Genomic DNA, 26,862 nt, shown 5'->3' with positions numbered 1-26,862 from the left:
CGAACTGAGGCAGACATGACCGACAGACCGATCCTGGTGGGCTACGACGCCTCCGAGGGGGCCCGACTCGCGCTCGCCTGGGCGCTGGACGAGGCCGCCCGGACCGGCACGTCGGTCCTGCTGGCGTACGCCTTCGAGTGGATGACCGCCGCGACCTGGATCGGTCCCGGCCCCGGCCCCGGCACCTGGCCGGACGAGACGACCCGGCGGGCGGTCGGGGAGGTGGTCTCCGCCGCGGTCACCGAGGCCACCGACGCCCACCCGGGCCTGACCGTACGGGGCGAGGTGCTCGACACCCCGGCCGGGATCGGACTGGCGCAGTGGTCCGCCGACGCGGCGCTGGTGGTGCTGGGCAGCCGTGGGCACGGTGGCTTCAGCGGCCTGCTCGCCGGCTCGACCACCATCTCGGTCAGCGCCCACGCGCACTGCCCGGTCGTGGTGGTGCGCCCCTTGCCCGACGCCGGTCCGGGTGCCGAACCCGGACGGAGGCGGATCGTGGTCGGGGCGGACGGTTCGCCGTACGCCCGGCTCGCACTCGGCTGGGCGGTCGAGCGGGCGGTGAGCCGTGCCGCCCCGCTGCACGCGATCCGGGCCTGGGCCGAGCCGAGGGCACCCTGGCGTCCGGCCGACCTGGATCCGGCCGAGGTCACCCGGACCGAGCTGAACGCGCTGGACGAGGAGCTGGCCGGCTGGCGGGACCGGTACCCGGATCTGCCGATCACCGGCGAGGTGGTGACCGGTCACCCGACCGAAGTGCTGGTCGAGGCGAGCCGGCAGGCTCAACTGGTGGTGGTCGGCACCCGCGGTCACGGCGGTTTCCGGGGGCTGGTGCTCGGCTCGGTCAGCCAGCAACTGCTGCACCACGCGGAGTCCCCGGTCGCGGTGATCCGCGAGCTTCCGCCGGACACCGCCCGATAGCCCCTCGTCCGCGAATCAGTCGGCCGCGAATCAGTCGGCCGTTTCGAGCAGGGTGCCGGTGACCCGTGCCCGGGGTCCGAGGGCCCGCCCGCCGGGCGGGACGTCGTCCAGCACGGTGGCTCCCGCTCCGATCTTCGCGCCCCGCCCGATCACGATCGGTCCGAGTACGGTCGCACCCGCGCCCAGCGTCACCTCGTCACCGATGACCGGCTCACCGCTGTGGTCCCGGCGCCCGATCGTCACCTGGTGGTACGCGTTCACGTCCCGCCCGAGGCGGGCGTCACGGTGGAACACCAGCCCGTACGGGTGGAACAGGCGCAGTCCCGGGCCGCAGTTCAGCTCCCGGGGGAGGTCGCTGTTCGTACCGAGGCGGATGACCAGCAGGTTCAACACCTTGTACGGCACCGTCCAGCACCTGCGCGTGAGGGTACGGCGGGCGACCGTCCACTGCCCGAAGCGGAAGACCGCGAGCACGAGCCGTACCAACGGGTCCCGGTTCCGCCGAAAGTCCTGCCGGAGGGTATCGAACATGATGCAGAGCGTAAGACCCGTAGCCGGGAGGCCCCTAGCCGAACGGCCCAGGGCAATCGGTCAGAAATGCGACAAGCTAGGACCGGTACCGCCGTCTAGCCGAGCAGGCCCGGCCCACGGTAGAGCAGGGCGTGCAGGCGCGCGTACTCCTCGTGGGTGCCGATGGCGACCCGGCGCGCGGGGTGATCGAGGTAGTGCCGGATCGCGCCGGCCATGAACTCCGGGGAGACCCCGTACCGGTCGAACCAGACCGTTGCCCGCCGGCGCCGCAGAAGGCTCGTCGAGTCCCGCCGCTGCACCCGCAGGACGAGCCGGTTGTTGTGACGGCGTCCCTTCAGCCGGCCGGACGGCACCTCCGCCCACGGCAACTCCGTACCCCCGAACGGTCCGGGCAGGAACAGTCCGTCCCGTCGCAGTTCCAGGTCGGCGCCGCGACGGATCTCCAGCAGCACCATCGCGATGGCCACGACCATGCCCGTCACGGCGGTCAGCGTGACGATCCTGGCGAACCAGGTGACCCAACCGTTCCCGTCCAGATCGTCGTGCGAGATCCAGAGTTGGATCGTCGGCAGGCCGGCGAAGAGCAGCCAGGCCCGGTCGGTCCGCCACCACGCGCGGGCGGGCGCGGTCAGGACCGGCGGTCCCCCGGGGGTGGGCGGGGCGAAACCGGTGACCGCTCGGACGGACTCGTCCCGGCCGTTCAACCACAGCAGGAGTAACTGGGCAGCGAGGATGACCAGGACGCCGGCGAGGTAGACCGGCCCCCCGTGTCCGGTGTCCCGAAGCCGGCTGACACCGAGCAGCCAGGCGACGAGGAACGCGACGTATCCGAAAAGGACGGCGTACTGCACCGCACGGGACGGCCTCGGGGTCGGCGGCTGCACGGTCACGATGGGTGGGTTCTGCCGATGACATGCACGCCGGCAGGGTAGCCAGGGTCCGCCACGAAACCCTCGGCCGCGGCGGCTCCGGGACGAGTGGGACTCAGAGCGCGCGGCGCAGCCACTCCTCGACCCCGGCCACGTGCACGGTGGCCCAGGACCGGGCCAGCTCCGGCTGGCGGGAGGCGATCGCGTCGAGGATGGCGGCGTGCTGCTCGCGGGTACGGGCGACCGCGCTCTCCTGGGTGAGGCCCCTCCAGATCCGGGCCCGGGTGGTGGGGCCGGAGAGGCTGTCGATCAGCGAACAGAGCACGTCGTTGCCGGCACCGGCGGCGATCTGCCGGTGGAATTCGAGGTCGTTGGCGACCAGTGCGTCGATGGTCGGCTCACCGCCCAGTCCGTCGAGCAGCGTACGCAGCTTGGCGATGCCCTCCTCGGTCATCCGCTGGGCGGCCATCGCGGCGGCGGCGGGTTCCAGGATCCGGCGTACCTCCAGGAACTGGAGCACGGTGTCGTCGCGGTGGAAGTCGACCACGAAGCTCATCGCGTCGAGCAGCAGACCGGGGTCGAGGCTGGTCACATAGGTGCCGTCGCCCTGCCGTACGTCCAGGACGCGGATCACCGACAGCGCCTTGACGGCCTCGCGCAGCGAGTTGCGGGACAGCCCGAGCCGGTCGGCCAGATCGGCCTCCTTGGGCAGCCGGTCACCGGGGCGCAGTTCGCCGGAGACGATCATTTCCTTGATCTTGTGGATCGCTTCGTCGGTGAGCGCCATGCTCGTTCCCCTCCGGCCCGCGCGGTCAGTCAGCTCACAGGCTCGCAGTGCGGCGCCACCGGAGTCGGCGAGCCCGCACCGCCCGGCGTGGCGGCGACGCTGCACCCGGCGCGCCACGCCGACCGCCCGGTGCGGTGCGACTCATCCGGCTCTCGGGCACCCAACAGCCGTGATACATCCGATGTCTACCAGCCTCTTGAACGCTTTCACAACCACGGTGGGTAAGTGAGCCGACAAACCCCGTGTTCCCGGGCCGGTCACCGACCGGGTTCGAGGGGGCGACATCCGATGGATACGCAGGTGAGGCGGTCGCTGACCGAACCCCGGACCGGCTCACCCCGGCCGGAGGTACTGTGCAGCCATGCCCGGCTCCGCCTCCGCCGCCCTCGACTCCGCCGCGGTCCCCTACGAGGTGATCCGGCACGGACCGGTGGGCAGCGTGGCCGAGGCCGCCGCCGCGCTGGGCATGGAGGTCGGGGACATCGTGAAGACGATCGTGATCCGCCGGGGCGACAACGACTACGTTTTTGTCCTCGTACCGGGTGACCGGGTCATCTCCTGGCCCAGGCTGCGGGCGTTGCTGGGCGTCAACCGGCTCTCCCTGCCAGACGCGGACACGGCCAAGGACGCGACCGGGTACGAGCGCGGCACCATCACCCCGTTCGGTTCCACCACCGCGTGGCCGGTTGTCGCCGACGAGCGGGTACGCGGGCGCCGGATCACCCTCGGCGCCGGCGAGCGGGGCGTCGCGATCGCCCTGGCCGCCGACGAGGCACTGCGTACCCTGGCCGCCACCGTCGCCGACGTGACCGACCCCGAACCGCCCCGCTAGCCGGGAGGGTCGCACCCCGACCGGACGGTCCCGGGATCGGAAAGTCGCGTCCGGGCGGCACCTGGTCGGGGCTGGGCAGGCTGGCCGGGAACGGCCCGGTGCGGTTCCGGGGGCGGGCGTGTGCCCGGACCGCCCGGAACCGCCCTGGATCATGCCGTGCAGCTCACCCCGTAACACTGGCCGACCTGGCTGTTCCCGCTGGCCCGGTTGCCGCCGCCGTCGGTGTTGCCGGGAGCGGCGTAGATCCCCCAGCCGCTGTTGTTCCGGGCGATGTTGCGCCGGACCGTGTTGCCGGCATTGTCGACCACGATGCCGTTGCCGTTGTTGGCGTTGGCGGTGTTCCCGTCGAGTACGTTGCCCGCCGTCTCGGCACCACCGGTGACGAAGACACCGGCACCGTTGTTGGTGTTGGCGGTGTTGGTCAGCAACCGGTTGGCCGAGGAGTTCTGGAGTTCGACACCGCTGCCCAGTTGGGCGTTGGCGGTGTTGGACTGGAGCACGTTGCCGTTCGATCCGATCAGCTCGATCCCGCTGGCGTTGGGCGCGGTGACGTTCAGGTTGTTTCCCCGTACGGTGTTGCGCTGCGCCAGGTCGAGCAGGATCCCGGCGTCACCGCTACCGGAGACCCGGTTGTTGACCACCTGGTTGTCGTCCGAGGTGCCGAGCAGGATCCCGGCGTCACCGCTGCCGGTGACGGTGTTGCCGTCGACGGTGTTCAGATTGGAGCCGGTCAGGGCGATCACCGCGTCCCCGCTGCCGGTGAGGGTGTTGGACCGCAGCGTGACCCGTTGCGACCCGACCACCTCGATCCCCCGGTCGCTGCTGTCGATCACCTGGTTGGTCTCGACCGTGTTGCTGGCCGAGTTCTCGACGTAGATGCCGTCCCGGTTGTCCCGTACGGTGTTGCCGCGCACGATGTTGCCGGTCGAACCGCCGAGCACGGCAACCCCGCGCTGCGACTGGAACTCCAGCAGGTTCCCGATGACCCGGTTGTTGGTGTCGGCGTTGACCAGTTCCACCCCGGCGACCTCGTTGTGCCGGGCGGTGATCGCGGTGACCAGGTTCTGGGTGGTGCCAGGGTTGAGCTGGACCCCGTGGTCGAACCCGCTGATGGTGCCGTTGCGGATGGTCACCCCGTCGAAGCCGCCGTTGCGTACGCCCACACCGAGCCCGACGCCGTCGATGCTCCGGCCGTTGAGGTTGAGGACGATGTTGTGGGCCCCGATGACCAGTCCGTCTCCGGGGCAGTCGACAAGGTTCGCGGTGACCGTCGTACTGACGGTGACCACCGCGCCGCAGCTCGGCGCCGCCTGCGCCGGTCCTGCGGAAAGGACGAGCACGACCGGGGCCGCAACCAGCCCGCCGAGTACCACGCCCAGCGCCCGCCGTATTGCGCGAATTTCTGACATGATGTGCCGCCTCCAGGTATTCCTGCCGGAACACGTCGCCCGCAACACCCGCTGCCGGGGTGCGACGTGAATAGCTGGAAATCTAGGTAGCGGAACAATTCCAAGTCAATGCGACGCCGATGAGAGCTGTCTTATCCGGGCCGTACGAGTATTCATGGCGAATGACCCACAGAATAGTGCTCTTCGGCGGATTCGCGCATTATAAAAGCGCCTTCACAAACCGTGGGCGGGTCGCGACACCTGCCGCGGCCCGCCCGTCGGGTGCCGACCCACCCTCAGTGCTCCACCCAGCCGTGGCGCTGAGCGAGCACGGTCAGACCCTGTCGCACCTGCACAATCTGCGCCCCGGTCAACGTCGGTACGGCTTCGAGCAGCAACTCCGTCACCTCGTGCCGGAAGCCGGCCGACGTGAGTACGTCACACATGCCGTCGTCGTCAGAGCGCTCCGTCCCGCCCGCGATCACACCGGACAGCGTTCCGTTGCCGGCGGGGGTTCCACTACGTTCCGTTTTGAGAATGCGGACCGCGAGGGCCTTCATCCCCCGATCGCTCTCCACCGCGTCGAACTCCACTGGTACGCCCGGCACAAACGCGTATTTCCCGTCACCCAGGACATTCGCGTGTACGAAGACGTCCTCGCCGCCACCGTCCGGCGTGATGAATCCGTATCCACGCGCCTCGTCGAACCTGATGAACCTACCTCTGACCACCGTGCCCAACCTCGCCTCTACCGTCACCGACAACTCCGCGACAACACACACCGCCCAAACATCATAAGGTCACCACCCGATTCCGGAGCGGCGCAAGCGGCGTACGGATTGCGGGATGCGGGACCGCAACGATCGGGGACCGGAACGATGCGGGACCGGAACAGAGCCGGCCGCCCGGGTACCTCCTATGACCCGACGGCCGGGACTCCCGGCCGCCGAACCGCCCCCGACTCCCCCACGCCGACCCCGGACTCCTCCGACACCGGCGCCGTGGACGAGACCGGGGCGTCGGCCGGACCCGGAGCGTCGGACGGGGCGGCGGTGTCGGGCAGGGCAGCGATGTCGGGCGGGGCGGCGGTGTCGGGCGGGGCGGCGGTGTCGGGCGGGGCGGCGGTGTCGGGCGGGGCGGCGGCGAGCTGCCGGATGCCTCGGTGGGCAAAGAGCAGCGGAATGATGCCGAAGACCCCGAACGAGATGTCGATGAGCTGCCACCACCAGGGAATGCCCCGGACCGGGCCGGCGATCAGCGCCAGCGGGACGATCGCGACGCAGGAGATCATGCCGAAGTGGACCACCCAGACGTTGCGCACCGGGTCGCGGTACGGGCCCCAGAACGCGATCGCGATGACCAGGTGGGCGAAGGCCAGCCAGTCCGTTCCGTACGCGAGGAAGGGGAACTCGTCGTTGGTGGCGACGATGCCCCGGTGCACGTGGTCGATCCACTCGACCAGCACCGGCAGGTGTTCCGGTGCCGGCGACCAGTCGGCGTGCAGCAGTCGGACCAGCAGGCGACTCTCCGCTTCGAGGGGAAACGCGGTGACGCCACTGACAACCAGGCCGATGAGAAACACCACCAGCCAGACACGTACGCGGGTAAGGGTGCTCACGAACCGTCAGCGTAGTTAGTCGCGGGTGGACCGGGCGCCGTCCGGCGAGCACCCTCACACAAGATTCACACCATGCACCCAGTTTACTTCCCTCGGATCCGGGGCAGATGGTGGCGTACTGCCGCGTACCTCCGGGAGAGGCCGGGGCGGGGGACTTTTGTCGAGGCAGACAGGGGCTTCTGCTGGGATCGACGGAAGTTAGTTGGTCTTGGGTCTATCTTTCGTGTTGCCCACGGATTAAGGTTCTGTTTCAGCCAGAGCCACTCCAGAGCCCCTGCATGGGACCCACAAAAACGTTTCAGCGGCGCATCGGCGGCGCCACTGTCCCACCCCCGACTCCCGCATCGTCGCCGCGGCCCAGGTCGCGAGGAAGGTAGCGAGACATGGACAAGACAGCCTCCAGCCGCCCGCGAACGCTCCCCTGGCCCGCTGCGGCCAGTTGATCCGGTAGGACGGTGGCCAGGCGGCCCCGTCCACGTACCCGGAACCTCGGCCACACGAACGGGCCGAGCCCACGATCCTCCGCCGTACAGGCGGGTGGCGGGACCGGTGCACCACGACCGGCCCGGACAGCAGGAAACGTGGATCGTCGTGTCGGCGCGCGCGACCACCCGGTAGCGGACAGCACCCGGCGTCACCGGTCGGCAGCCGATGGCGGGTCCTGCGAGATCGCGCACCATCCAGACGGATGCGGCGCCACACCCCACCGTGACAACCAGACCACCACACCGGACCCGTGCGCGTCCGGTGTCGACGGGTGCCGCCGCATGCCCGCTCCACACCCCCGGAGGAACATATGACAAGACCCCTGCGCCGGTGGCTTGCCGCCATGGCCGGCGCCACCATCGTGCTTCCCGGCCTGGTGGCCGTACCGGCCTCGGCCGCGCCCGATCGGGGCGCCGCCGAGGAACGCCTGGTCACCGAGGAGAACGGACCGGCGGCGCTGCGCTCCGAGGCCCGCGCCCCGGAGGACTACCGGGTGCTCGTCTTCACCAAGACCGCCGGTACGCGCCGACCGTCCATCACCGACGGTGTCCGTACGATCCAGTCGTTGGCCGCGGCGAACGGGTTCACCGTCACGGTCACCCAGGACGGGGCCGCGTTCACCTCGGAGAACCTGGCCGACTACCGTGCCGTGGTCTTCCTCAACACCACCGGCAACGTGCTCAATCCCGGCCAGGAGGCCGCGTTCGAGTCGTACGTCAAGGCCGGCGGCGGTTACGTCGGCGTGCACGCGGCCGCCGAGACCGAGCCGGACTGGGCGTTCTACCAGAACCTGGTCGGCGCCAAGGCGTCCGGTGTGGCCAGCACCGAGCCGGGTGTCGTCGAGGTCGCCGACCGGGTGCACCCGGCCACCGAGGCGACGCCGCAGACGTTGACCCTCACCGAGGAGTGGTACAACTTCACCACCAACGTACGGGGCTCGTCGCACGTGCTCGCCACCGCGCAGGAGAAGAGCTTCGCGGGCGGCACGATGGGCTTCGACCACCCGGTGAGCTGGTGCAAGGACTACCAGGGCGGGCGTTCCTTCTACACCGGGCTCGGCCACTCGATCGAGACCTACCGGGTCGGTGGCTTCAAGAAGCACCTGCTCGGCGGCATCCAGTGGGCGGCCGGCGTGGTCGAGGGCGACTGCGGGGCGACCGTACTCGGCAACTACGAGAAGGTCACCCTCAACGACGAGCCGGGCGAGCCGATGTCCCTGTCGGTCCTCCCCGACGGCCGGGTGCTGCACAACACCCGTGGCGGCGAGATCCGGCTGTACGACCCGGCGACGGGTGCCAGCCCGGTCATCACCACCGTCCCGGTGTACCAGCACGACGAGGACGGGTTGCAGACGATCTCGATCGCACCCGACTTCGCCACCAGCAAGTGGGTCTACATCTACTACTCGCCGCCGCTGAACACCCCGCTGGACAACCCGGCGACCCCGGGTGTCAACGAGGGCGACGCCCCGGCGACGAGCACGGACCCGACGGTCTGGAACGCGTTCAAGGGGTACAACCAGCTCTCCCGGGTGAAGTTCGTCGACGGACCGACCCCTCGGCTGGACATGTCGACCGAGCAGCAGATCATCCGGGTCGACACCGACCGGGGCATCTGCTGCCACGTCGCCGGCAAGGTGAAGTTCGACGGCAAGGGTCTGGTCTACCTGATCACCGGTGACGACACCAACGCCAGCGGCTCGGACGGCTTCGTCCCGATCAACGAGTCCCCCACCCAGGGACCGGGCTACGACGCCCAGCGCTCGGCCGGTAACACCAACGACCTGCGCGGCAAGGTGCTGCGGCTCAAGGTCAAGGAGAACGGGACGTACAGCATCCCGACCGGGAACCTGTTCCCGGAGAACACCGACTACGACAACAAGACCCGTCCGGAGATCTTCCTGATGGGCCTGCGGAACCCGTTCCGGTTCGACGTGGACAGCAACGGCTTCGTGTACGTCGGTGACTACTCGCCGGACTCGCGTACCCCGAGTGCGACCCGTGGTCCGGAGGGCACCGGCCGGTGGTTCGCCACCAACAAGGCGGCCAACTACGGCTGGCCGTACTGCTACTCGCCGAGCCTGCCGTACATCGACTACGACTTCGTCACCCGTACGTCCGGTGAGCCGTTCAACTGCGGCGCCCCGGTGAACAACTCGCCCCGCAACACCGGCCGTACGGTCCTGCCGGCGGTGGCGCAGCCCCAGTTCTGGTACACCTACGAGGCCCGGACCACCTGCGCCGGTGCGTACCTGCAGACCCCGCCCGCGACCTGCGACTTCCAGTGGCCGGTCATCGGCACCGGTGGCGTCGGCCCGCACGGCGGACCGATCTACAAGTACAACTCGGAGAGCACCTCGGAGACCAAGTTCCCGGAGTACTACAACAACAGCGTGGTGTTCGGGGAGTTCACCCGGGACAAGCTGTTCATGATGCGCACCAACGGCAGCGGTCAGCTGACCGGGGTGGAGGCGTTCCTGCCCAACGTCATCTTCGACAACCCGATGGAGATGGAGTTCGGGCCGGACGGCAACCTCTACGTGCTGGAGTACGGCGACGGCTTCTTCCGGGCCAACCCGGACGCCCAGCTCTCCATGATCCGGTACGTGAAGGGCACCCGTTCCCCGGTCGCCGCGCTGTCGGCGAACCCGACGTCCGGCCAGGCCCCGCTGCCGGTGCAGTTCTCCAGCGCCGGTTCGTCCGACCCGGACCCGGGTGAGTCGATCTCCTTTGCCTGGGACTTCGACAGCAACGGCACGGTCGACTCGGCCGACCCGAACCCGACGTACACGTACACCGCCAACGGGGTGTACAACGCCAAGCTGACGGTTACCGACTCCAGCGGCAAGACGGCGGTGCTGACCAGGGAAATCGTGGTCGGCAACACCGCGCCGACGGTCACGGTGACGGTGCCGGCAGGCGGTACGTTCTTCAACTGGGGTGACACGGTGCCGTTCACGGTCGCCGTCACCGACTCCGAGGACGGGACGGTCGACTGCAGCCGGGTCACGGTCTCGTTCGTACTCGGTCACGACACCCACGGCCACGGCGAGACCGAGACCAGTGGGTGCACCGGCACCCTGCCCACCCCCGCCGACGGTGCCGACCACGCCGGTGGTTACCTCTACGGCGGGATCAGCGCCACGTACACCGACCTCGGCGCCAACGGCCAGCCGGCGCTGACCACGGTCGGTCAGGCGATCATCCAGGTACGGCGGCAGCAGGCCGAGCACGCCCAGGTCCAGCAGGGCGTGACGATCGCCGCCAGCACCGACACCGGTGGTGGTTCACAGGTCGGCGGGATCGATGCCGGCGACCACATCGCGTTCGAGCCGATCAACTTCGACGGCGTGAACACGGTGACCCTGCGCTACTCGGGTGGATCGGCCACCACGGTCGGCACCCCGCGTGCCAACGTGGAACTCCGGGTCGGTTCGCCGACCGGGGCGGTTGTCGCCACTGCCGTACTCAACGCCACCAGCGGCAACGGTGCCTACGCGAGTCAGGCCATTCCGGTGACCTACCCCGCCGGGCCCCAGCGCCTCTACCTGGTGTTCACCCCGGTTACCGGTGGCCCGACCACGGGTCTGGTCAACCTCAACTGGGTCGAGTTCGGAAGCACCACCCCGTAACCGAGTTCGCGCACCTGTAGAGAATGAGTGGCTTTCCGTACCCGGAGAGCCACTCATTCTCTGTTCGACGCGTCGGCGCGGTCAGGCGTACTGCGGGGTGTCGACCCGGGTGGGTGCGACGGCGTTGCCGGCGAAGTCGTTGTCCTGGAAGTCGGCCGAGCCTCGGGTGCCGTCACCGGTGACCCAGAGGCCGTGGGTCTGCGACTTGTACCGCTGGGTGTCCCAGACCCGGTTGTTGCGCAGGGTGAGGTCCGAGGTGGCGGCAGCCAGGGTGATCCCGGCCCGGTTCGGGGGTGTGTCGGGCAGCCGGTAGGTGGCGCCGGCTGGTGGCGTACCCCCGGCCCAGGCCGTGGTGGCACCGGGCCGGACCGGTGCGAGCACGAGTTCGGTGGCGGTGTTGGTGGCGACCATCGCGATCCAGTTACCTACCGTCACCATTTTGCCCCGGTGCCCGTCCGGGAACCAGTTCGCGCCGTCGTCCCGCACGGCCGTACGCGTGTAGCTGACCCGGTCCCCCGAGCCACCGGCGGCACCGGCCTCCCGCCGGCCGTTGTCCCGGATGCGGTTGTTCACGATCGCGCCGTCGAGCAGACCGGCGTCGACCCGTACGCCGTCCAGGCCGTTCTCCCAGATCTCGTTGCCGTCGATCACGACCTCGTGGGCCGGGATGGAGTCCTCGGCCAGGTTGTGCTCCCGGTAGCCGTAGCGGCCGTTGCGGCTGATCCGGTTGCCGCGCACGATGTAGCGGCCGGGGGTGTTGCCGATGCTCAGCCCGTCCAGGATGTTCGCGTCGATAATGCAGTCCGCGACGATCCCGCCCCGGCCGGCGATCCCGCAGGTGCCCTGGGCCGAGACGTCGAACCCGGCCTCGTGGTTACCGATCATGGTGCACCCGTTGACCACCAGACCGTCCGCGCCCCAGTCGGAGATGCCGAACCGGTTGTCCTCGGCATGGCAGGCGGTGATCCGGATGCCGCGCGGGGGCGGCCACATCTTCTGCTGAAGTTCGAGGAAGATGCCGTTGGTCCCGTTGCCGACGGCGGTGCAGGTGGAGACGGTGAGTCGTTCGCTCGCCCCCCACCCGCCGATCCCGATGCCGATGCCGGCGCCGCCCATCTGCTCCCCGGTGTCGAGCCGACCGCAGCGCAGTGCGACCACACCCTGCACCACCGTGTCCTGGAGGAAGTCGCAGCCGAGACCGGTGGCGGCGGTGTCGTGGATGAAGAGATCGCGGAACCGGCCGCGCATCACGTACTGGAGGCCGAGGCCCTTGGCCAGGTAGTCGTAGCGGGCCAACTGCACACCGGAACCGTCGATCTCGAAGCTCGCGAACGTGCAGTCGGCGATGTGGTTCTCCCGGCTCGCCCCGTGCTGTACGGCGGTGAAGTAGGCCAGCGGCACCGGGTCGACCCGGTTCCCCTCGTTGCTGAGTACGAATTTCGTGGCGCCGATCCCGTCCCCGACCAGGGAGATTCCGCTGCGCCACACGGTGCCGGTGTCCCGGATCGAGTAGACGCCCGGCGGGCAGTGGATCGTCCTGGCCAGCCCGTCGGCCGCGTACGCCGTACCGAGCCGGTCGACCAGCGCCTGTAACGCCGGCTGGTCGTTGGTGACCCCGTCCCCCACCAAGCCATGATCACGGGCGTTGCAGACCAGATCCTCAGGCACCGACACGCCCGTCCCCCCTCCGTCGCCCGGAGATCGGTCGATTCCCGTTCCCCGCCGAACCTAACGCTCCCCGCCCACCCCACTCCCCTCCCTCCCTCCCTCCCTCCCAAGATCCCCACTCTTGTAGAGAACGAGTGGTTACTGCGCCCCGGATAGGCACTCTTTCTCTACAAGAGTGGGCGCAGCCTCGGTGGGGGGTGGGGGGTCAGCGGAGGGCGGCGGGGGTTTGGGGGGTGGGGCGGAGGTGGCCGGGGTGGAAGGCGGGGGCAATGGTGCGGGTCGGCTCGGCGGGTAGCGGCGGCAGGCCGAGCAGGTTGGTGATCGCGGAGACCGCCAGGACGCTGGCCCGGCCGTCGCCGAACGGGAGCGAGCGCCCGGCGGTGCAGCGTACGGTCAGTTCCTGCGTGGCGGCGGCGACGAGCCGTTCCGGGTCGGTGCCGACCAGGGTGCCGTGGCCGGAGTCGATGATCTCGGGACGTTCCGTGGTGTCCCGGGCGACCAGGACCGGTACGCCGAGCGTGCCGGCCTCCTCCTGCAACCCGCCCGAGTCGGTGATCACCAGGTCGGCCACGCTCAGCAGGCCGATCATCTCGGGGTAGACCAGCGGCGGCGTCAGCCGGATGCCGGGGGTGTGCCCGAGTTGCGCGGTCATCGCCGCGCCGAGCGTCGGGTTCGGATGGGTCACCATGACCAGTTGGACGTCCGGGAAGCGGCGAGCAAGGAAACGCAGCCCGGAGCAGACGCCGAAGACGCCACCGCCCCAGTTCTCCCGCCGGTGCAGCGTCACGACGACCACCCGGCGGGTCGGGTCGATCCACTCGGGCGGCTGGGCGAGTTGGTGGTCGAGCAGGTGGTGCAGCGCGTCGACCACGGTGCTCCCGGTGACCACTATCCGGTCGTCCGGGACTCCCTCGTCGAGCAGGTGCTGGCGGGCGGTCGGGGTGGGTGCCAGGTTGAGGGCCGCGATCCGGGACAGCATCGAGCGGTTCGCCTCCTCCGGGAAGGGCCGGTCCGGGTCGTGCGTACGCAGACCGGCCTGGAGGTGCACCACGGGGATGCGCTGCCAGAAGGCGACCATCCCGGCGACCAGTGCGCTGAGGGTGTCCCCCTGGACCACGACCGCGGCGGGGCGGCGTATCGCGAGCACCCCGTCGGTCGCGGTGAGCAGCGCGGCGGCGAGTTCGGCGAGCGACCCGGTCCGGCGTACGGGTTCCAAGGTGACCTGGACGGCGAGGTCGAACGGCGCCAGCGCCTCCGCCACCCGTCCGGGGTGCTGCCCGGTGTCGACCACCGTGACCGTGACGCGGGTGTCCAGCCGCACCCGGCGTACCAGTGGGGCGGCCTTCACCGCCTCCGACCTGGTGCCGAGCAGCACGACGACCTCGTACGTGGCCGAGTCTTCAGCCCGCACGTCGTGGTCCGTACATCAGAGACACCCCTTGACAGTTAGTCGTGACGCCGATGTCACGTTAACCAGCCAAACGGACGTTTGCCGCGAAAACGACTAAACCAGGTACGGTCGCTAGGCGGGGCTATCCGGTGAGGCCGACGTCGCGGGCGAGCAGGGCCGCCTGGACGCGGTCGGCGACCCCGAGCTTGGCCAGCACCGCCGAGACCTGGTTGCGGATCGTCTTCTCGCTCAGCCCGAACCGGCGGGCGATCCGGGCGTTGCCCTCACCGGCCGCCAGGTACCGCAGGATGTCCCGCTCGCGCGGGGTGAGCTGGTCGAACGGCGCGGGCAGCTCGACCGGCTGGCGGCGCAGGGTGGTCAGCACCTGCGGCCCGATCCGGGGACCGAGCACCAGACCACCGCCGGCGACCGTACGCAGCGCGTGCAGGATGGTGTCCGGATCGGTGTCCTTCAGGACGTAACCACGGGCGCCGGCCCGCAACGCGCGGTTCACCACGTCCTCGTCGTCGGCCATGGTGAGCATCAGGACGTGCACATCGGGTCGACTCTGGATGATCCGGGCGGTGGCGTCCACCCCGTCACCGTCGGGCAGCGCGACGTCCATCGCGACCACCCCGACCCCTTCGGTCACCGCGGCGACCAGCGCCTCGGCGCACGAGGCCGCCTCCACCACACCCTCGACCCAGGGCTCGTCCTCGAGCATGGTGCGCAGCCCACGGCGTACCACCGGATGGTCGTCCACGATCAACACGCGTACCCGATCGGACATGACTCGCCGCCTCACTCACCCAGCGACCGGGCGGCCGGTTCCGGCCCGACGGCACCGCCGGGCTCGACCGGGTCACCGGGACCAACCTGTTGTACGGCAACCGTACCGGTCGCGTCGGGCGCGAACTCGGCACAGGGCAGCCGGACCCGGACCCGCGTCCCGTGCGGCGACACCTCGGAGATCTCGCAGTCCCCGCCCAGTTCGGCGGCGCGTTCCCGCATCGACTCCACACCAACTCCACCGGGCCGGGGACCGGCGAAGCCGATCCCGTCGTCGACCACCTCGACGACGAGCTGGTGGTCCCGGCGTACGGTCACCTCGCAGGCGCTCGCACCGGCGTGCCGGGCCACGTTCGCCAGCGCCTCCGACACCACCCGATACGCCGCCACCTCGACCGCTGCGGAGAGTCCGCGCAGGTCGTGTTCCACGCTCAGCCGCACCGACAACTGTGGACCGTCGAAACGCTCGCACTCGACCCGGAGCGCCGACTCCAGCCCCCGGTCGAGCGCCGCCGGCCGCAACTGGTCGACGAGTTGCCGTACCTCCTGGGTACAGGTGCGCAGATCGTCGGCGAGCCCGTCGAGGACCCGGCCGAGCCGGTCCTGCCCGTCGGCCATCTTCCGGGCCGCCCGTACCTGCATCGACATGCCGGCGAAGGTCGGGCCGAGCCCGTCGTGCAGGTCCCGGCGCAGTCGCCGCCGCTCCTCCTCGCGAGCCATCACCAGGCGTTCCCGGGAATCCTGGAGGTCACGGATGAGCCGGGCGGTGGCCGTGGCGACCGAGGCGTGCAGCGCCACGTCGCTGAGCAGCCGGCGCTCGACCGGGGTGAACCGGCTGCCGGAGCGGCGGTGGGCCACGATCAGGCTCCCCACCCGCTCGCCGTGGGTGAGCATGTCGAACCTCTCCACCGAGGTCGTCGCCCGGCCGTGTTCCGCGTGCAGTCTCGGCCCGTCCGCCCCGTCGACCTCGACCGCGACGTACGGCACCTGCAACGAGCGCGCGATGGTGCCGGTCAGCAGCGGCAGGACCGCATCCGGCTGGACGGTCCGCTCCAGCAGGTCACCCAGCCGCGCAAGCACCGCGTACGGGTCGTCCCGGTCGCCGTAGAGCAGCCGGTTAACCCCGCGCTGCACCCGGTGCCGCAACGGTTCGAAGGTCACCGCGATCAGGCCGGTCGCGACGAGCGAGGCGTTGGAGGTGCTGCCGCGCAGCAGGATGTCGCGCAGCAGGGTGACGATGGCCACGAAGCCCGCGATCACCAGCAGGCTCATCACCAGCCACACCAGGGTCCGGTTGATCACCTGCTCGAGCCCGTACAGGCGGTAGCGCAGCACGGCGAGGGTCATCGCGGCCGGGATGGCGATCACCATCAGGACCCAGGCCCCGGCCAGGTTGATCCCGTCGAGCAGCAGCCCGAGCAGGAAGAGGACTCCGGCAGCGAGCAGGCAGGCCAGTTGCTGGCGGACCTCCCCGACCGACCGGCGCCACCGTTGTACGAGCGACACCAGCACCGCCACCAGCCCGAGCAGGCCGACCCCGATCGACAGCAACGCGATCCGTACGAGCAGTTGGGCCCGTTCGGTCGCGGCCGGCTCACCGGAGAAGAGCAGGTTGCGGGGATCGTCGAGGGCGGCCACGGCGAGCGCCCCGGTGGTGAGCGCGGTCGACGCCACGATCGCCGCCGCGACCACCCGCCAACGCGGGCCGGGCAGCCTTCCGTCCGGGAAGTACAGCAGCGCCAGGAAGATCAGGCCGTACGGCGGCCACCACAGCCACTGGACCAGCCAGGCCAGCGGCAACCAGGAGAGCCAGCTCAGTGCCAGGACCGCGACGGCGGCGGTGAGTCCGGCCGCGAACATCAACCGCCCGACCGGGTGGCCGGGCACGCCGGCCAGCACCAGGCCGCCCAGCGCGGTGAACGACGCGGCGATCACCGCGGTCATCGCGGTCGGCCCACCCGGTGCCGGCTGGAACCACTGCCCCACCACCACGAGTACGGCGATCACCACCGCCGCGGCGGCGAGCACACGGCGGCGGTTGATCATTGGTGCTGCGGTCGACATCAAGTAGGGCCTCCCCGGGTGCCGGCGGTTGGTCAGGCCCAGCCGGCGGCGTGCATGGCGTTGTGCAGGAAATTGCCCTTGTTGCCGTGCATGTGCCACGGCAGCGCCTCGATCGCGTCCTGCAACGTGCCGCCGGTGGGCGCGGGCATCTCGTCGACCAGTTGCTCGACACTGATCCGGAACCGGTCGGTGAACTCGGGGTGGTCCTTCAGGTACCGCTCCACGTGCTCGAAGACCGCCTGGAGCCGCCGCTGGAGCTCGTCCGGATCGGCCGGCTCGGCGCTCGGTTGCAGGTCCGCCAGCCGCCAGTCGACCCCGAAGTACGGGGCCAGGCGCCGGCCGTCGGTGTGGAAGAACTCGACCGCGCCCCCGAACCGGTCACCCTGCTCCGGCTCGGCCAGCACCGCGGCGAGGTCGGCGTAGAGATGGGCGAAGGTGTTGTCGGCGGCGAGCAGCAGAATCTGCTGGTCGGTATCGGTGGGGACCTCTGGCATGGAGACTCCTCGATTCGATGGTCGAAGGTGGACCGGTGACCGCCCGTACGGACAGCGCGCCGGCTCGCCGGAGCGTAGGCGAGACAACGTCCACTCGGGATCGTCGTTGAGGTCCGAGCCTCGTTGCCGAACGCCCGGTCACCATCGTCGCGCGGATGATGTCCCGTGGACCCGGGCGATCCGCCCGATCGGCGGGACAAAGCGCCGCTCGTACGAGGACCTTCGAATCGCCCCGGCCCTGACCGTGGTCACCCTGCCGGGGGAAGCGGCTACTTCCCGCCGTCGGGGGCGGGGCCGAAGCCGGTGACGCCGCCGTCGACGGGTACGAGGTAGTCGTACACGGCTCGGGCGAGCTGGCGTACGGTCTGCGCGCCGGTGGCCTCCGGGCCGGAGGTGACGAAGGCGACCGCCACCTCGGAGTGCGGGATGAGCAGGTAACCGACGTCGTGCGAGGCGTCCGGCAGCTCGCCGGTCTTGTGCGCGACCGGTACGCCCGGCGGCAGTGCGGCCGGGATCTTCGTGTTGATGGTCTGCTCCAGCATGAACGAGATCATCAGCGCCCGGGACGCGGGCGAGAGGATGTTCCCGTCCCAGACCGCGCCGAGCAGGGACACGACGTCGTCGGCGGTGAGGTAGTTCTCCTCGCCGCGCGCGGCTGCCGCGGTGTCGAGCATCCGGCGGTTGAGGGCGGTCTGCTTCAGCAGCATCGTGTCGATCAGCGCGTTCACCCGGACGAACCCGTTGAGGTGATTGATCAGTACGTTCGCCGCCGTGTTATCGCTGTAGATGATCATGTACCGGGCGAGCCGGTACAGCGTCACCACCTGCGGGAACGTCTCGTGCTGCAACTCACCGGAGCCGCCGACCACGTCCTCGGGCCGGACCAGCACACCGTCGGACAACGACTCCCACCCGCAGTCGACCTCACGCAGCAGTTCCGCGAGGATCCACAGCTTGATGACACTCGCCGCCTTCGGGCGGAAGGTCCCGTTCACCTCGATCTGCTGGTCGCCGTACCGGCCGGAGAGGTCGCGTACGGCCACACCGGTCGGGTTGGGCGAGGCGGCGACGATCTCCCGCAGTTGCTCGGTGAGCGGCAACAGCTCCGCACCGCGTCGCCGGTCGACGGGCGGCTGCGGGTTGGTCACCACCTCCCCGGTCAGCACCACGGGTTCCAGGTCGGGGCGATGGATCTCGACGGCTCCCTCGGCCCGACCGCGCAACGGCACCCGGTAGACGTACGTGATGCCGTTGACCGTCACCCGTCCGGTGGCGACCCCGTCGGTCACCACCATCCCCTGGTCCAACACCCGGCCGGTGTCGCCGTCGCAGCCCCGGTACCGGACGATGCGTTCGGCCGCGTCGACCGCGAAGATGGCGTTCTCGGTGGCGAGCCAGGCCAGCTCGGCTCGCGGCGGCAACGGGTCGGCGTGGTCGGCGGACCAGGGGTCACGACCATCGGCGGGCCCGGTGTCGGGACGGCCGGAGTGCGCGGGTGCCGGCATCCCGACGATCACCATCAGGGTGGTCACCGCCACCACGGCCAGCCGACCGCAGAGCAGGGCGACGAGGGCGGCGATGGCGGTTCGCCGGTGCCGGGCGACCCGCGGTCGGTTCTGGTTCACCCCGGCAACGTAGCCAGCCGTACGGGCCGGCCGAGGCGGCTCGGCGGGGACATCACCCGACCGTGCGCGGGCCCCCGGCGGGTCGCGGATGACCCGCACGAACCCGCTTGACCTGCCCCCGGGTGGAGCACCGCCACCCGCCCCCGGACCGGGTGTTCGGCAATTCGGCACAGTCCGAAAGGTCCAGGTCGCAATGGCTGCGGAATGACCGGGCGGGTCAGACTCGTCTGTGTCAACGGGGGGTGCAGGAGCGGTCCGTTGGGAGACTGGACCCGGCGGGTTCGCCCGACCCGCGTTACCGGAGGAGGCTGGAGTGTCCGTCCCGACCCCTGGCGTCATCGTCATCACCGGCGTGATGGCAGCCGGCAAGTCGACCGTGGCGCAACTCCTCGCGGAACGGCTTCCCCTCGCGGCCCACGTCCGGGGTGACGTGTTCCGAAGAATGGTGGTCACGAACCGGGAGGAGCTGACTCCGGAGCAGACCACCGAGGCAACCGCCCAGCTCTGGTTGCGCTACCGCCTCGCCGCCAGCGTCGCGGACGGGTACGCCGAGGCGGGCTTCGCCGCCGTGGTGCAGGACGTCGTCCTCGGTCCCGAACTGGCCGAGTACGTCGACCTGCTGACCGCCCGACCCCGGCACCTGGTTGTCCTCGCGCCGAGGCCGGAGGTGGTGCAGACCCGCGAGAACACCCGTGGCAAGCGCGGGTACGGCGACTGGACGGTCGAAGTGTTGGACCGGTCGCTGCGTCGGGACACCCCGAGGATCGGGCTGTGGCTGGACAACTCCGACCAGACACCGGACGAGACCGTGGACGAGATCCTCGCCAAGCTCTCCGACGCCCGCCTGCCGGACTAGCCGGTCGGGCCGCCGCTACTCCGATGGCTGGCGCAGTCCGTCCGCACGCCGCCGGAACAGGGTCCGCTCGCCATCGTTGCGGGTGAGCGCGGCGGCTCGGGTGAACTCCGCGCGTGCCTCGTCCGCCCGTCCGAGCCGGGCCAGCAGTTCTCCGCGTACGGCCGGGAGTTGGGGGTAGTCACGCAGCGCCCGCTCGTGGGCGAGGTCGTCGGCGAGGGCGAGTCCGCGTACCGGGTCGTCGGCGAGGCCGACCGCGACGGCCCGGTTCAGCAGGATCACCGGGGACGGCTGGAGGTGGGCGAGCACCTCGTAGAGTGCCGCGATCCGGGGCCAGTCGGTCAGGTCCGCGCGGGCGGCGCGGGCATGGCAGGCGGCGATCGCGGCCTGGAGGGTGTAGACGCCGCCGCCGAGTGTCTCGGCACGGTCGAGGGCGGCGAGCCCTCGACGGACGAGCAGGCGGTCCCAGCGGCGGCGGTCCTGGTCCGGCAGGAGCACCGGCTGCCCGTCCGGGTCGGTCCGGGCGCCCAGCCTGGAGGCTTGCAACTCCATCAGGGCCGCCAGGCCGTGCACCTCGGGTTCGTCCGGCAGCAGGCCGGCGAGGAGTCGACCCAGCCGCAGCGCCTCCTGGCACAGCTCGGGCCGGGACCAGTCCGGGCCACCGGTCGCGGCGTACCCCTCGTTGAAGATCAGGTAGACGATCTCCAGTACCGAGCCGAGCCGGTCGACGAGTTCGGCCGGGGTGGGCAGCTCGAACCGGACCCGCGCGGCGGCGAGCGCGCGTTTGGCCCGGACGATGCGCTGGGCCGCGGTGGCCTCCGGCACGAGGAACGCGCGGGCGATCTCGCCGGTGGTGAGGCCGCCGACCATCCGCAGGGTCAGCGCCACCCGCGCCTGCACCGGCAGCACCGGGTGCGCGGCCGTGAAGATCAGCCGCAGCAGATCGTCGCCGATGTGGTCGTCGAGGATGTCGTCGAGGGCCGCCTCGGCGTACTCCTGCTGGATCTCGACGTCGCGGCCGAGCAGGTCGAGCTTGGTCGCGTACCGCTGCTGCCGACGCAGCAGGTCGACTGCGCGATGTTTCGCGGTCGCCGTCAGCCACGGCCCGGGATCATCGGGTACGCCGGTCGCCGGCCACTGCACGAGCGCGGCGACCAGGGTGTCCTGGGCGATCTCCTCGGCCAGCCCGACGTCGCGGACCAGCCGGGCGATCCGGGCGATCAACCGGGCGGACTCGATCCGCCAGACCGCCTCCACGGCACGCCTGGCGGCCTGCCCCGGATCGTCCGGTGCCGGATCGGTAGCCGTCACGACCACCGATCCAACCACCGGTCGGGTCATTCCGGGAACGGGAAGTCCTCCGGCCCGAACACCTTCAGGATGTCGGCGTCGCCCTCCCAGCCCGGCCAGAGGTCCCGGTGCGCCTTCATGAACCGGGAGGTCCACTCGACCACCTCCTCCTTGGCGCGTACCTCGTAGAGGGCGTAGCTGATGACCTCCTTCGCCTCGGCGAACGGGCCGTCGGTCACGGTCAGGTCCCCGCCGGCGACGGTGACCCGCGCGCCGGCCGCGCTCGGCGCCAGGCCACCGGTGTCGAGCAGGCTGCCGGAGGTGGTCGCCTCCTCACCGAGCTTGGCGATCGCCGCCATCAACTCGGGTGGTACGGGCGTGGTCGGCTGTTTGGCCCGGAGCAGTGCCAGGTACCGCATGGTCGAACTCCCTCGGATGGTGGTGGAGCGGAAGGATCATCGGTGGAGCCGGCGGGACCGGCCATGGTGGTACGCCGACACCAGCGAGAGCCAGGTCCAGGCCAGGACGATCGCCACGGTGAACGACAGCGTCGCCCAGGAACTGCCGCCACCACCGGCCACGGCGACGAACCCGGCGAGGAACAGTGCCCCGGTCAGGCGCGAGAACACCGCCCATCCTCGCCGGTCGTCGGCGACGAACCGGCGGGCGAGCACGAAACACGCCGCGACCAGTGCGACGAAGCCGACGCCGCCCAGGCCGAAGTGGAGCAGACCGTGCCAGGAGGTGCCGGTGCCCTGCTCCGGCGTACCGGGTGGGAAGCCCTGCGCCGGGTCGGCCCGGAACATCCCGCCGGACACCAGACCCAGGCCGTAGCTCCCGAGTAGCCGGGGCGCCCAGGTGCTGGCCCGTCCGGGGTCGAGGGTGCGTCGCAGCCCTACCGCCCCGGCGACCACCAGGAGGCCGGTCACGATCAGGTTGGTGCTCTGGACCCATCCCGCCGTGCCGTTGGCGAGCAGGCTCCAGGCGTGCCGGGTCGGGTCGAAGCCGTCCCGTACCAGCATCTGGGCCACCGACACCAGGACGTACAACGGACCGGCGACGACACCGGCGGCCAGGAGCCGCCCGGTGAGCCTGAGCCCGGCGGCGGCCGGTCGGCCTGCCGCCGCCTCGGCCGTGACGGGCGGATTCGTCTGGGACATCGCCGTCCCCTTCGGGTTCGGGGGCCGCTTCGCCGGCCCGCTACCTGTAGCTCGAACGGGACGACCCGATTTCGACACCGGCGCCGAACTTTTTCCGCCGGGATTTCCGGGCGCCCGCCCGTGGCCGCCCGGTCCCCGGTCCGCTCCCGCCGGCGAGGCCGGCCAGCAGGCTCCGAGAATTCAGGGCGATGGATTCAAGGTGAACCCGCCGCGGCCCACTCCCCACGGCACCGCTTTCCGGACGAGAGCACGCTCGAAGTTGTGGCCGCAGAATGTGAAAGCCAAGGATGTTCACAAACGATGACGAGACGGTGACGAACGGAAGAAGGTTTCGGTGAAGACGCGCAAGACCGTTCTGCGCGAGAAGCACCCTTCGGGGCAGAACGGGTACCGCTTCGACCTCCTCCGGAGAAGGGCGACGGAGATCCCGTCCCCCCTTTTCAGCTGTCCGGTCGCCCGGATTCCGGGGTCGTGGCTGGTCGCACCGCCGTCCCCGTCGAGACCGGGGCCGGTGGTCCGGCTCCGGAGACGTCCAACCGTGATGTCGACACCGGACGAATCACGCTCACCCGGTCGCTCCCGCCGTTTGGCCGTGCCGGTCCGGCGTATGGACGGACAACCGATCGCCGACGCCCCGGACGGGCTGGGTCGCCGTACCGCGCAGAGACCAGCCGCATAGGCACCGGCGACCACGGTGCCCCACCTCCCATCGAGGAGAGCACCGTGCAGACCGAGCCCGGACCCCCGGATCCAGCCACCGGAAACGACTACCCAGCGCTCCGCCGCGTCCAGCGCCGCGTCGTCGTGTCGATCCTGGTGGTGCAGGCGGTGTTCTTCCTGGTCTTCGCGATGACCGGTCCGCTCGTCTCGCTCATCGCCGAGCGGATGACCGGATCGGCCCGTGGCGCCGGCTTCGCACAGGCCCTCATCTTCTGCGGCGGGGTGCTGGTCAGCATCCCGCTGGCCGCGCTCTCGGCGAAACGGGGTCGCCGCGCCGGGATCGCCACCGGCTACCTGGCCGGTGCCGCCGGCTCCGCGCTGGTGGTGGTCAGCGCGACCGTGTCGAGCTATCCGCTGCTGCTCCTCGGCGCGCTGGGCGTCGGCGCGGCGCTCGCGGCCGGGCTCCAGGCCAGATTCGCCGTGACCGACCTCGCCGACGCCGACCGGATCGGCCGGTCGATGGGCATCCTGTCCTGGAGCGCCATCACCGGATCCGTGCTCGGCCCACCGCTGGCCGGTGGGGTGGAACAGCTCGGTGCGGGAAGCCTCGCGGAGTTCACCGCACCGTTCGCCGCGGTGGCCGCGGGTCTCGCCGTGGCCGGTCTGCTGGTGCTGGTGGCCCTGCGGCCGGATCCCCTGCTGCTGGCCCGATCGATGGGACGCGAGCCGGTACGCAAGCGACGCAACACCCGTGCCGCGCTGAGGGCGAGCCTGCGCAATCCGGTGATCCGACGGGGGATCGCGGTGGTGGTCACCGTCCACACCGCGATGGTCTCGCTGATGAACATGGCACCGATCCACCTGAGCCACGGCGCCGTGACGCTCACCTCCATCGGCCTGGTGATCGGCGCGCACTCCGCGGCGATGTACCTGCCCGGTCCCGTGGTGGGCTACCTGTCCGACCGGCTCGGGCCGTACCCGCTGCTGGTGACGGGTCTCGGCGTGATGGCGACGGCCGCGTTCGTGCTCGCGATGTCACCGGCGGGTGACACGGTCATGGTCGGCCTCGGGCTGACGCTGCTCGGCGTCGGCTGGGCCGCCGGTTATCTCGCCGGCTCGGTGTTGATCACCTCTGCCACCGAGGGCCAGCTCCGGACGATGGCGCAGGGCGCGTCGGACTTCTTCGTCCAGCTCGCCGCCGCGCTGGGTGCCCTGCTGGCCGGTGTGATGGCCGCCGCGCTGGGTTACGACGGTCTGTCGATCTTCTGGCTCGCGGTGATCGTCGCGCTGCTGTTCCGGATCCTGGCGGTTCGTCCGGCGGCGACGGTCGGCCCGACGATGGCCGCCGCGCCTTCCGGGCCGGAGTCACCGGGGCCGGCGCCCGACAGGGTCGACGCGACGAACTGTCGATGACCGTCGTGGGCGCCCGGAGCGAGCGGGACACCGGCGCTGCCGTCAGGGTAGGGACCTGGCGCGTACGTGGGCGCGTTCGCCCTGGCGTCCGAACAGGCTGAGCACCTCGACGGGTGTGGCGTCGGCGCTGGCGAACCAGTGCGGTACGCGGGTGTCGAACTCGGCCGCCTCACCCGGTACGAGCACGAGATCCTGGTCGCCGAGGACCAGCCGGAGCCGCCCGCTGAGGACGTAGAGCCACTCGTAGCCCTCGTGGGTCTTCGGCTCCGGCACGGTTGTCGGCCGGGCCGCCGGAATGAGCATCTTGTACGCCTGGAGCCCGCCTGCGCGACGGGTCAGCGGCACCAGGGTCATCCCATTGAGGTTGACCGGGCGCAGGTGGACCCGGGGGTCCCCGGTCGGCGGGGCGCCGACCAGCTCGTCGATCTGGACCCCGTACGCGCGGGCCAGGGGCAGGAGCAGTTCCAGGGTGGGACGACGTTGGCCGGACTCCAGCCGGGACAGGGTGGAGACGGAGATGCCGGTCGCCTCGGAGAGGCTGGTCAGCGTGATCTCGCGTTGCCGGCGCAGCGTACGCAGCCGGGGCCCGACCGCGGTGAGCACGCTCTCCAGGTTGTCGTCCATCGCCCCAGTTTGCCACAACGGCAAGAATGTTTGCCGATCTGTGCGGGCCGCCGGACAGTGGTCGCGGAGGTGGTCACCATGACCAGTGAACTGGCAGAACAGCCGACCCGGACGTTCGACGTCGCGGTCATCGGCGGGGGTGCCGCCGGGCTGAGCGCGGCGGTGGTGCTGGGCCGGGCCCGGCGTTCGGTGCTCGTGATCGACGCGGGATCGCCCCGCAACGCCCCCGCCGCCGGGGTGCACGGGTTCCTGTCCCACGACGGGATATCCCCGCACGAACTGCTCGAAACCGGCCGCAAGGAGGTCGACCACTACGGCGGCCTCCTGCTTTGGGGCGAGGCTGTCCGCGCCCGCCGTACCGGCGATGGCTTCGAGGTGACTCTCGGCGACGGTCGGCTGGTCACCGCCCGACGGCTGCTGGTGACCACGGGACTGGTCGACGAACTCCCCGACGTCCCCGGCGTACGGGAGCGGTGGGGTCGGGATGTGCTGCACTGCCCGTACTGCCACGGGTGGGAGGTGCGGGACCGGGCGATCGGGATCCTCGGGACCGGATCGTGGTCCGTACACCAGGCCCTGATGTTCCGGCAGTGGACACCCGACCTCGTCCTGTTCACCCACACCGCCCCGGAGCTGACCGACGAGCAGGCCGAGCAGCTCGCCGCGCGGGGCATCCGGGTGGTTCCGGGCACCGTCGAATCCCTCGACGTGGACGACGACCACCTCTCCGGCGTACGCCTGACCGACGGGACCGTGGTCGCCCGGCAGGCGGTGGTGGTCGCCCCCAGGTTCGTGGCCGCCTCGCAGGTGCTGGCCACCCTCGGACTGCAACCCGTCGAGGACCCGCGCGGGGTCGGCGAGTCCATCCCCGCCGGCCCCACCGGGTTGACCGAGGTCCCGGGCGTGTGGGTCGCCGGCAACGTCACCGACCTCAGCGCGCAGGTTGTCATGGCTGCCGCCGGTGGGGTCGCCGCCGCCGCCGCGATCAACGCGGACCTGATCGGCGAGGAGACCGAGCAGGCTGTCACGGCGTACCGCGAGGCGCGTACGGCGGGAGCCGGGCACGGCCACCACGACTCGACGGAGACCATCCTGTTCACCCGCGAGTTCTGGGACGAGCGGTACGGTTCCGCGGAGCGGATCTGGAGCGGGAACCCGAACCCGCACCTCGTCGACACCGTCACCGACGTGGTCCCGGCGACCGCGTTGGACGTCGGCAGCGGTGAGGGCACCGACGCGATCTGGCTCGCCGCCCGGGGCTGGCAGGTCACCGGTGTCGACATCTCGGGAGTGGCACTGGAACGCGCCGCCGAGCGGGCCGCCGAGCAGGGCGCCGACACCGCCGACCGGCTCACCTGGCAACAGGTCGACGTGATGTCCTGGGATCCCGCACCGGCACGGTACGACCTGGTGTCGGCCCAGTTCATGCACCTGCCCCGGCCTGCGCTCCGGGCGCTGCACCGCCGGCTGGCGGCGGCCGTACGGCCGGGTGGGACCCTGCTCATCGTCGGCCACCACCCGTCGGACCTGGACACCTCGATGGGGCGTCCCGACCGGGCCGACCTCATGTTCACCGCCGAACAGGTCGCGGCGACCCTGGACCCGAACGAATGGGACATCACCGCCGCGACACCGAGTCGGCAGGCCACCGATCCGGAGGGCCGGACCATCACCATCCACGACGCCGTCCTGCGGGCCACCCGCCGCCACTGACCGCGCCGCCGACGGGCCAGGAGGCGGGCCGCGACGGTCCGCCTCCCCTGTCGGCCGGA

The 26,862-nt window shown here is 70.7% G+C and carries 22 protein-coding genes and 1 pseudogene; 7 read left to right on the top strand and 16 right to left on the bottom strand.

The window, feature by feature from the left end:
* Window positions 1-15: 15 nt before the first annotated feature.
* The gene (locus ACWEFB_RS07055; protein WP_452283047.1) at window positions 16-918 is read left to right on the top strand and encodes a universal stress protein; all 903 of its coding nucleotides are present in this window, start codon (window positions 16-18) and stop codon (window positions 916-918) included.
* Window positions 919-948: 30 nt separating this feature from the next.
* Here ACWEFB_RS07055 and ACWEFB_RS07050 read toward each other — a convergent pair whose 3' ends face one another.
* The 3 genes from ACWEFB_RS07050 to ACWEFB_RS07040 all read right to left on the bottom strand — a co-directional run bounded on the left by ACWEFB_RS07050 (window position 949) and on the right by ACWEFB_RS07040 (window position 3,105).
* Window positions 949-1,449 (bottom strand): serine acetyltransferase, encoded by a 501-nt coding sequence (locus tag ACWEFB_RS07050; RefSeq protein ID WP_452283045.1) that lies wholly within the window; start codon window positions 1,447-1,449, stop codon window positions 949-951.
* Window positions 1,450-1,544: 95 nt separating this feature from the next.
* Window positions 1,545-2,339 carry a hypothetical protein gene (locus tag ACWEFB_RS07045; protein WP_452283043.1) on the bottom strand — a complete coding sequence of 265 codons (795 nt, stop codon included), beginning with the start codon at window positions 2,337-2,339 and terminating at the stop codon, window positions 1,545-1,547.
* 94 nt (window positions 2,340-2,433) lie between these two features.
* On the bottom strand, window positions 2,434-3,105 hold the full coding sequence (locus tag ACWEFB_RS07040) for a FadR/GntR family transcriptional regulator (RefSeq protein ID WP_326559895.1): 672 nt from the start codon (window positions 3,103-3,105) through the stop codon (window positions 2,434-2,436).
* A 361-nt stretch (window positions 3,106-3,466) separates the two neighbouring features.
* Here ACWEFB_RS07040 and ACWEFB_RS07035 point away from each other — a divergent pair, with 361 nt between their 5' ends.
* Window positions 3,467-3,937, top strand: coding sequence for an aminoacyl-tRNA deacylase (locus ACWEFB_RS07035; protein ID WP_452283041.1), 471 nt, complete (start codon window positions 3,467-3,469; stop codon window positions 3,935-3,937).
* Window positions 3,938-4,086: 149 nt separating this feature from the next.
* On the opposite strand, the gene ACWEFB_RS07030 is transcribed toward ACWEFB_RS07035, so the two are convergent.
* The 3 genes from ACWEFB_RS07030 to ACWEFB_RS07020 all read right to left on the bottom strand — a co-directional run bounded on the left by ACWEFB_RS07030 (window position 4,087) and on the right by ACWEFB_RS07020 (window position 6,943).
* The gene (locus ACWEFB_RS07030; protein WP_452283039.1) at window positions 4,087-5,346 is read right to left on the bottom strand and encodes a NosD domain-containing protein; all 1,260 of its coding nucleotides are present in this window, start codon (window positions 5,344-5,346) and stop codon (window positions 4,087-4,089) included.
* Between the two features lie 275 nt (window positions 5,347-5,621).
* Window positions 5,622-6,056 carry a cold-shock protein gene (locus ACWEFB_RS07025; RefSeq protein WP_326559898.1) on the bottom strand — a complete coding sequence of 145 codons (435 nt, stop codon included), beginning with the start codon at window positions 6,054-6,056 and terminating at the stop codon, window positions 5,622-5,624.
* 185 nt (window positions 6,057-6,241) lie between these two features.
* Window positions 6,242-6,943: a hypothetical protein gene (locus tag ACWEFB_RS07020; protein WP_452283036.1), complete on the bottom strand. Its 702-nt coding sequence runs from the start codon at window positions 6,941-6,943 to the stop codon at window positions 6,242-6,244.
* 796 nt (window positions 6,944-7,739) lie between these two features.
* On the opposite strand from ACWEFB_RS07020, the gene ACWEFB_RS07015 reads away from it, so the two are divergent.
* On the top strand, window positions 7,740-11,060 hold the full coding sequence (locus ACWEFB_RS07015) for a ThuA domain-containing protein (RefSeq protein WP_452283034.1): 3,321 nt from the start codon (window positions 7,740-7,742) through the stop codon (window positions 11,058-11,060).
* 81 nt (window positions 11,061-11,141) lie between these two features.
* Here the strand turns inward: ACWEFB_RS07015 and ACWEFB_RS07010 are convergent, their stop codons facing one another.
* From ACWEFB_RS07010 to ACWEFB_RS06985, 6 genes are all read right to left on the bottom strand, one after another.
* Window positions 11,142-12,770, bottom strand: coding sequence for a right-handed parallel beta-helix repeat-containing protein (locus tag ACWEFB_RS07010; RefSeq protein WP_452283452.1), 1,629 nt, complete (start codon window positions 12,768-12,770; stop codon window positions 11,142-11,144).
* Between the two features lie 163 nt (window positions 12,771-12,933).
* Entirely contained in the window at window positions 12,934-14,139 is a 1,206-nt protein-coding gene (gene wecB, locus ACWEFB_RS07005) for a non-hydrolyzing UDP-N-acetylglucosamine 2-epimerase (protein WP_452283032.1), read from the bottom strand.
* A 121-nt stretch (window positions 14,140-14,260) separates the two neighbouring features.
* Window positions 14,261-14,908 carry a response regulator transcription factor gene (locus ACWEFB_RS07000; protein ID WP_326559902.1) on the bottom strand — a complete coding sequence of 216 codons (648 nt, stop codon included), beginning with the start codon at window positions 14,906-14,908 and terminating at the stop codon, window positions 14,261-14,263.
* A gap of 11 nt (window positions 14,909-14,919) precedes the next feature.
* Window positions 14,920-16,971 carry a histidine kinase gene (locus ACWEFB_RS06995; protein ID WP_452283029.1) on the bottom strand — a complete coding sequence of 684 codons (2,052 nt, stop codon included), beginning with the start codon at window positions 16,969-16,971 and terminating at the stop codon, window positions 14,920-14,922.
* Between the two features lie 32 nt (window positions 16,972-17,003).
* Window positions 17,004-17,465, bottom strand: coding sequence for a hypothetical protein (locus ACWEFB_RS06990; RefSeq protein WP_452283027.1), 462 nt, complete (start codon window positions 17,463-17,465; stop codon window positions 17,004-17,006).
* Window positions 17,466-17,734: 269 nt separating this feature from the next.
* Window positions 17,735-19,090, bottom strand: a complete 1,356-nt coding sequence (locus ACWEFB_RS06985) for a serine hydrolase (RefSeq protein WP_452283025.1) — start codon at window positions 19,088-19,090, stop codon at window positions 17,735-17,737.
* Between the two features lie 313 nt (window positions 19,091-19,403).
* On the opposite strand from ACWEFB_RS06985, the gene ACWEFB_RS06980 reads away from it, so the two are divergent.
* A complete protein-coding gene (locus ACWEFB_RS06980) occupies window positions 19,404-19,946 on the top strand; it encodes an AAA family ATPase (RefSeq protein ID WP_452283023.1) in 543 nt (180 codons plus the stop codon).
* 15 nt (window positions 19,947-19,961) lie between these two features.
* On the opposite strand, the gene ACWEFB_RS06975 is transcribed toward ACWEFB_RS06980, so the two are convergent.
* Genes ACWEFB_RS06975 through ACWEFB_RS06965 form a run of 3 tightly spaced genes read right to left on the bottom strand, consistent with a single transcriptional unit; the run spans window position 19,962 to window position 22,393 of the window.
* Window positions 19,962-21,254: an RNA polymerase sigma factor gene (locus ACWEFB_RS06975; RefSeq protein WP_452283021.1), complete on the bottom strand. Its 1,293-nt coding sequence runs from the start codon at window positions 21,252-21,254 to the stop codon at window positions 19,962-19,964.
* 26 nt (window positions 21,255-21,280) lie between these two features.
* Window positions 21,281-21,652, bottom strand: coding sequence for a YciI family protein (locus tag ACWEFB_RS06970; RefSeq protein WP_326559909.1), 372 nt, complete (start codon window positions 21,650-21,652; stop codon window positions 21,281-21,283).
* A gap of 36 nt (window positions 21,653-21,688) precedes the next feature.
* Window positions 21,689-22,393, bottom strand: a complete 705-nt coding sequence (locus tag ACWEFB_RS06965; protein ID WP_452283019.1) for a DUF998 domain-containing protein — start codon at window positions 22,391-22,393, stop codon at window positions 21,689-21,691.
* Window positions 22,394-23,116: 723 nt separating this feature from the next.
* Between ACWEFB_RS06965 and ACWEFB_RS06960 the strand changes: the two genes are divergently transcribed.
* Entirely contained in the window at window positions 23,117-24,466 is a 1,350-nt protein-coding gene (locus ACWEFB_RS06960; RefSeq protein WP_452283017.1) for an MFS transporter, read from the top strand.
* Window positions 24,467-24,508: 42 nt separating this feature from the next.
* On the opposite strand, the gene ACWEFB_RS06955 is transcribed toward ACWEFB_RS06960, so the two are convergent.
* Window positions 24,509-25,090: a helix-turn-helix domain-containing protein gene (locus tag ACWEFB_RS06955; RefSeq protein ID WP_452283015.1), complete on the bottom strand. Its 582-nt coding sequence runs from the start codon at window positions 25,088-25,090 to the stop codon at window positions 24,509-24,511.
* 90 nt (window positions 25,091-25,180) lie between these two features.
* Between ACWEFB_RS06955 and ACWEFB_RS06950 the strand changes: the two are divergent.
* Window positions 25,181-26,140: pseudogene (locus tag ACWEFB_RS06950) on the top strand (NAD(P)/FAD-dependent oxidoreductase); the annotation flags it as partial.
* A 39-nt stretch (window positions 26,141-26,179) separates the two neighbouring features.
* Window positions 26,180-26,803 (top strand): class I SAM-dependent methyltransferase, encoded by a 624-nt coding sequence (locus tag ACWEFB_RS06945; RefSeq protein WP_452283450.1) that lies wholly within the window; start codon window positions 26,180-26,182, stop codon window positions 26,801-26,803.
* Window positions 26,804-26,862: the final 59 nt, after the last annotated feature.

Source organism: Micromonospora sp. NPDC004704, from assembly GCF_053601675.1.
The sequence above is the reverse complement of the archived record's forward strand: the minus strand, read 5'-3'. Positions and strand labels throughout refer to the sequence as shown.

Bases quoted from the DNA above. Each gene is read 5' to 3' on its own strand.
- ACWEFB_RS06955 (WP_452283015.1), bottom strand. From the start codon at position 25,090: ATGGACGACAACCTGGAGAGCGTGCTCACCGCGGTCGGGCCCCGGCTG.
- ACWEFB_RS07030 (WP_452283039.1), bottom strand. From the start codon at position 5,346: ATGTCAGAAATTCGCGCAATACGGCGGGCGCTGGGCGTGGTACTCGGC.
- ACWEFB_RS06990 (WP_452283027.1), bottom strand. From the start codon at position 17,465: ATGCCAGAGGTCCCCACCGATACCGACCAGCAGATTCTGCTGCTCGCC.
- ACWEFB_RS06995 (WP_452283029.1), bottom strand. From the start codon at position 16,971: ATGTCGACCGCAGCACCAATGATCAACCGCCGCCGTGTGCTCGCCGCC.
- ACWEFB_RS07055 (WP_452283047.1), top strand. From the start codon at position 16: ATGACCGACAGACCGATCCTGGTGGGCTACGACGCCTCCGAGGGGGCC.
- ACWEFB_RS06970 (WP_326559909.1), bottom strand. From the start codon at position 21,652: ATGCGGTACCTGGCACTGCTCCGGGCCAAACAGCCGACCACGCCCGTA.
- ACWEFB_RS07050 (WP_452283045.1), bottom strand. From the start codon at position 1,449: ATGTTCGATACCCTCCGGCAGGACTTTCGGCGGAACCGGGACCCGTTG.
- ACWEFB_RS07015 (WP_452283034.1), top strand. From the start codon at position 7,740: ATGACAAGACCCCTGCGCCGGTGGCTTGCCGCCATGGCCGGCGCCACC.
- ACWEFB_RS07040 (WP_326559895.1), bottom strand. From the start codon at position 3,105: ATGGCGCTCACCGACGAAGCGATCCACAAGATCAAGGAAATGATCGTC.
- ACWEFB_RS07035 (WP_452283041.1), top strand. From the start codon at position 3,467: ATGCCCGGCTCCGCCTCCGCCGCCCTCGACTCCGCCGCGGTCCCCTAC.
- ACWEFB_RS06965 (WP_452283019.1), bottom strand. From the start codon at position 22,393: ATGTCCCAGACGAATCCGCCCGTCACGGCCGAGGCGGCGGCAGGCCGA.
- ACWEFB_RS07000 (WP_326559902.1), bottom strand. From the start codon at position 14,908: ATGTCCGATCGGGTACGCGTGTTGATCGTGGACGACCATCCGGTGGTA.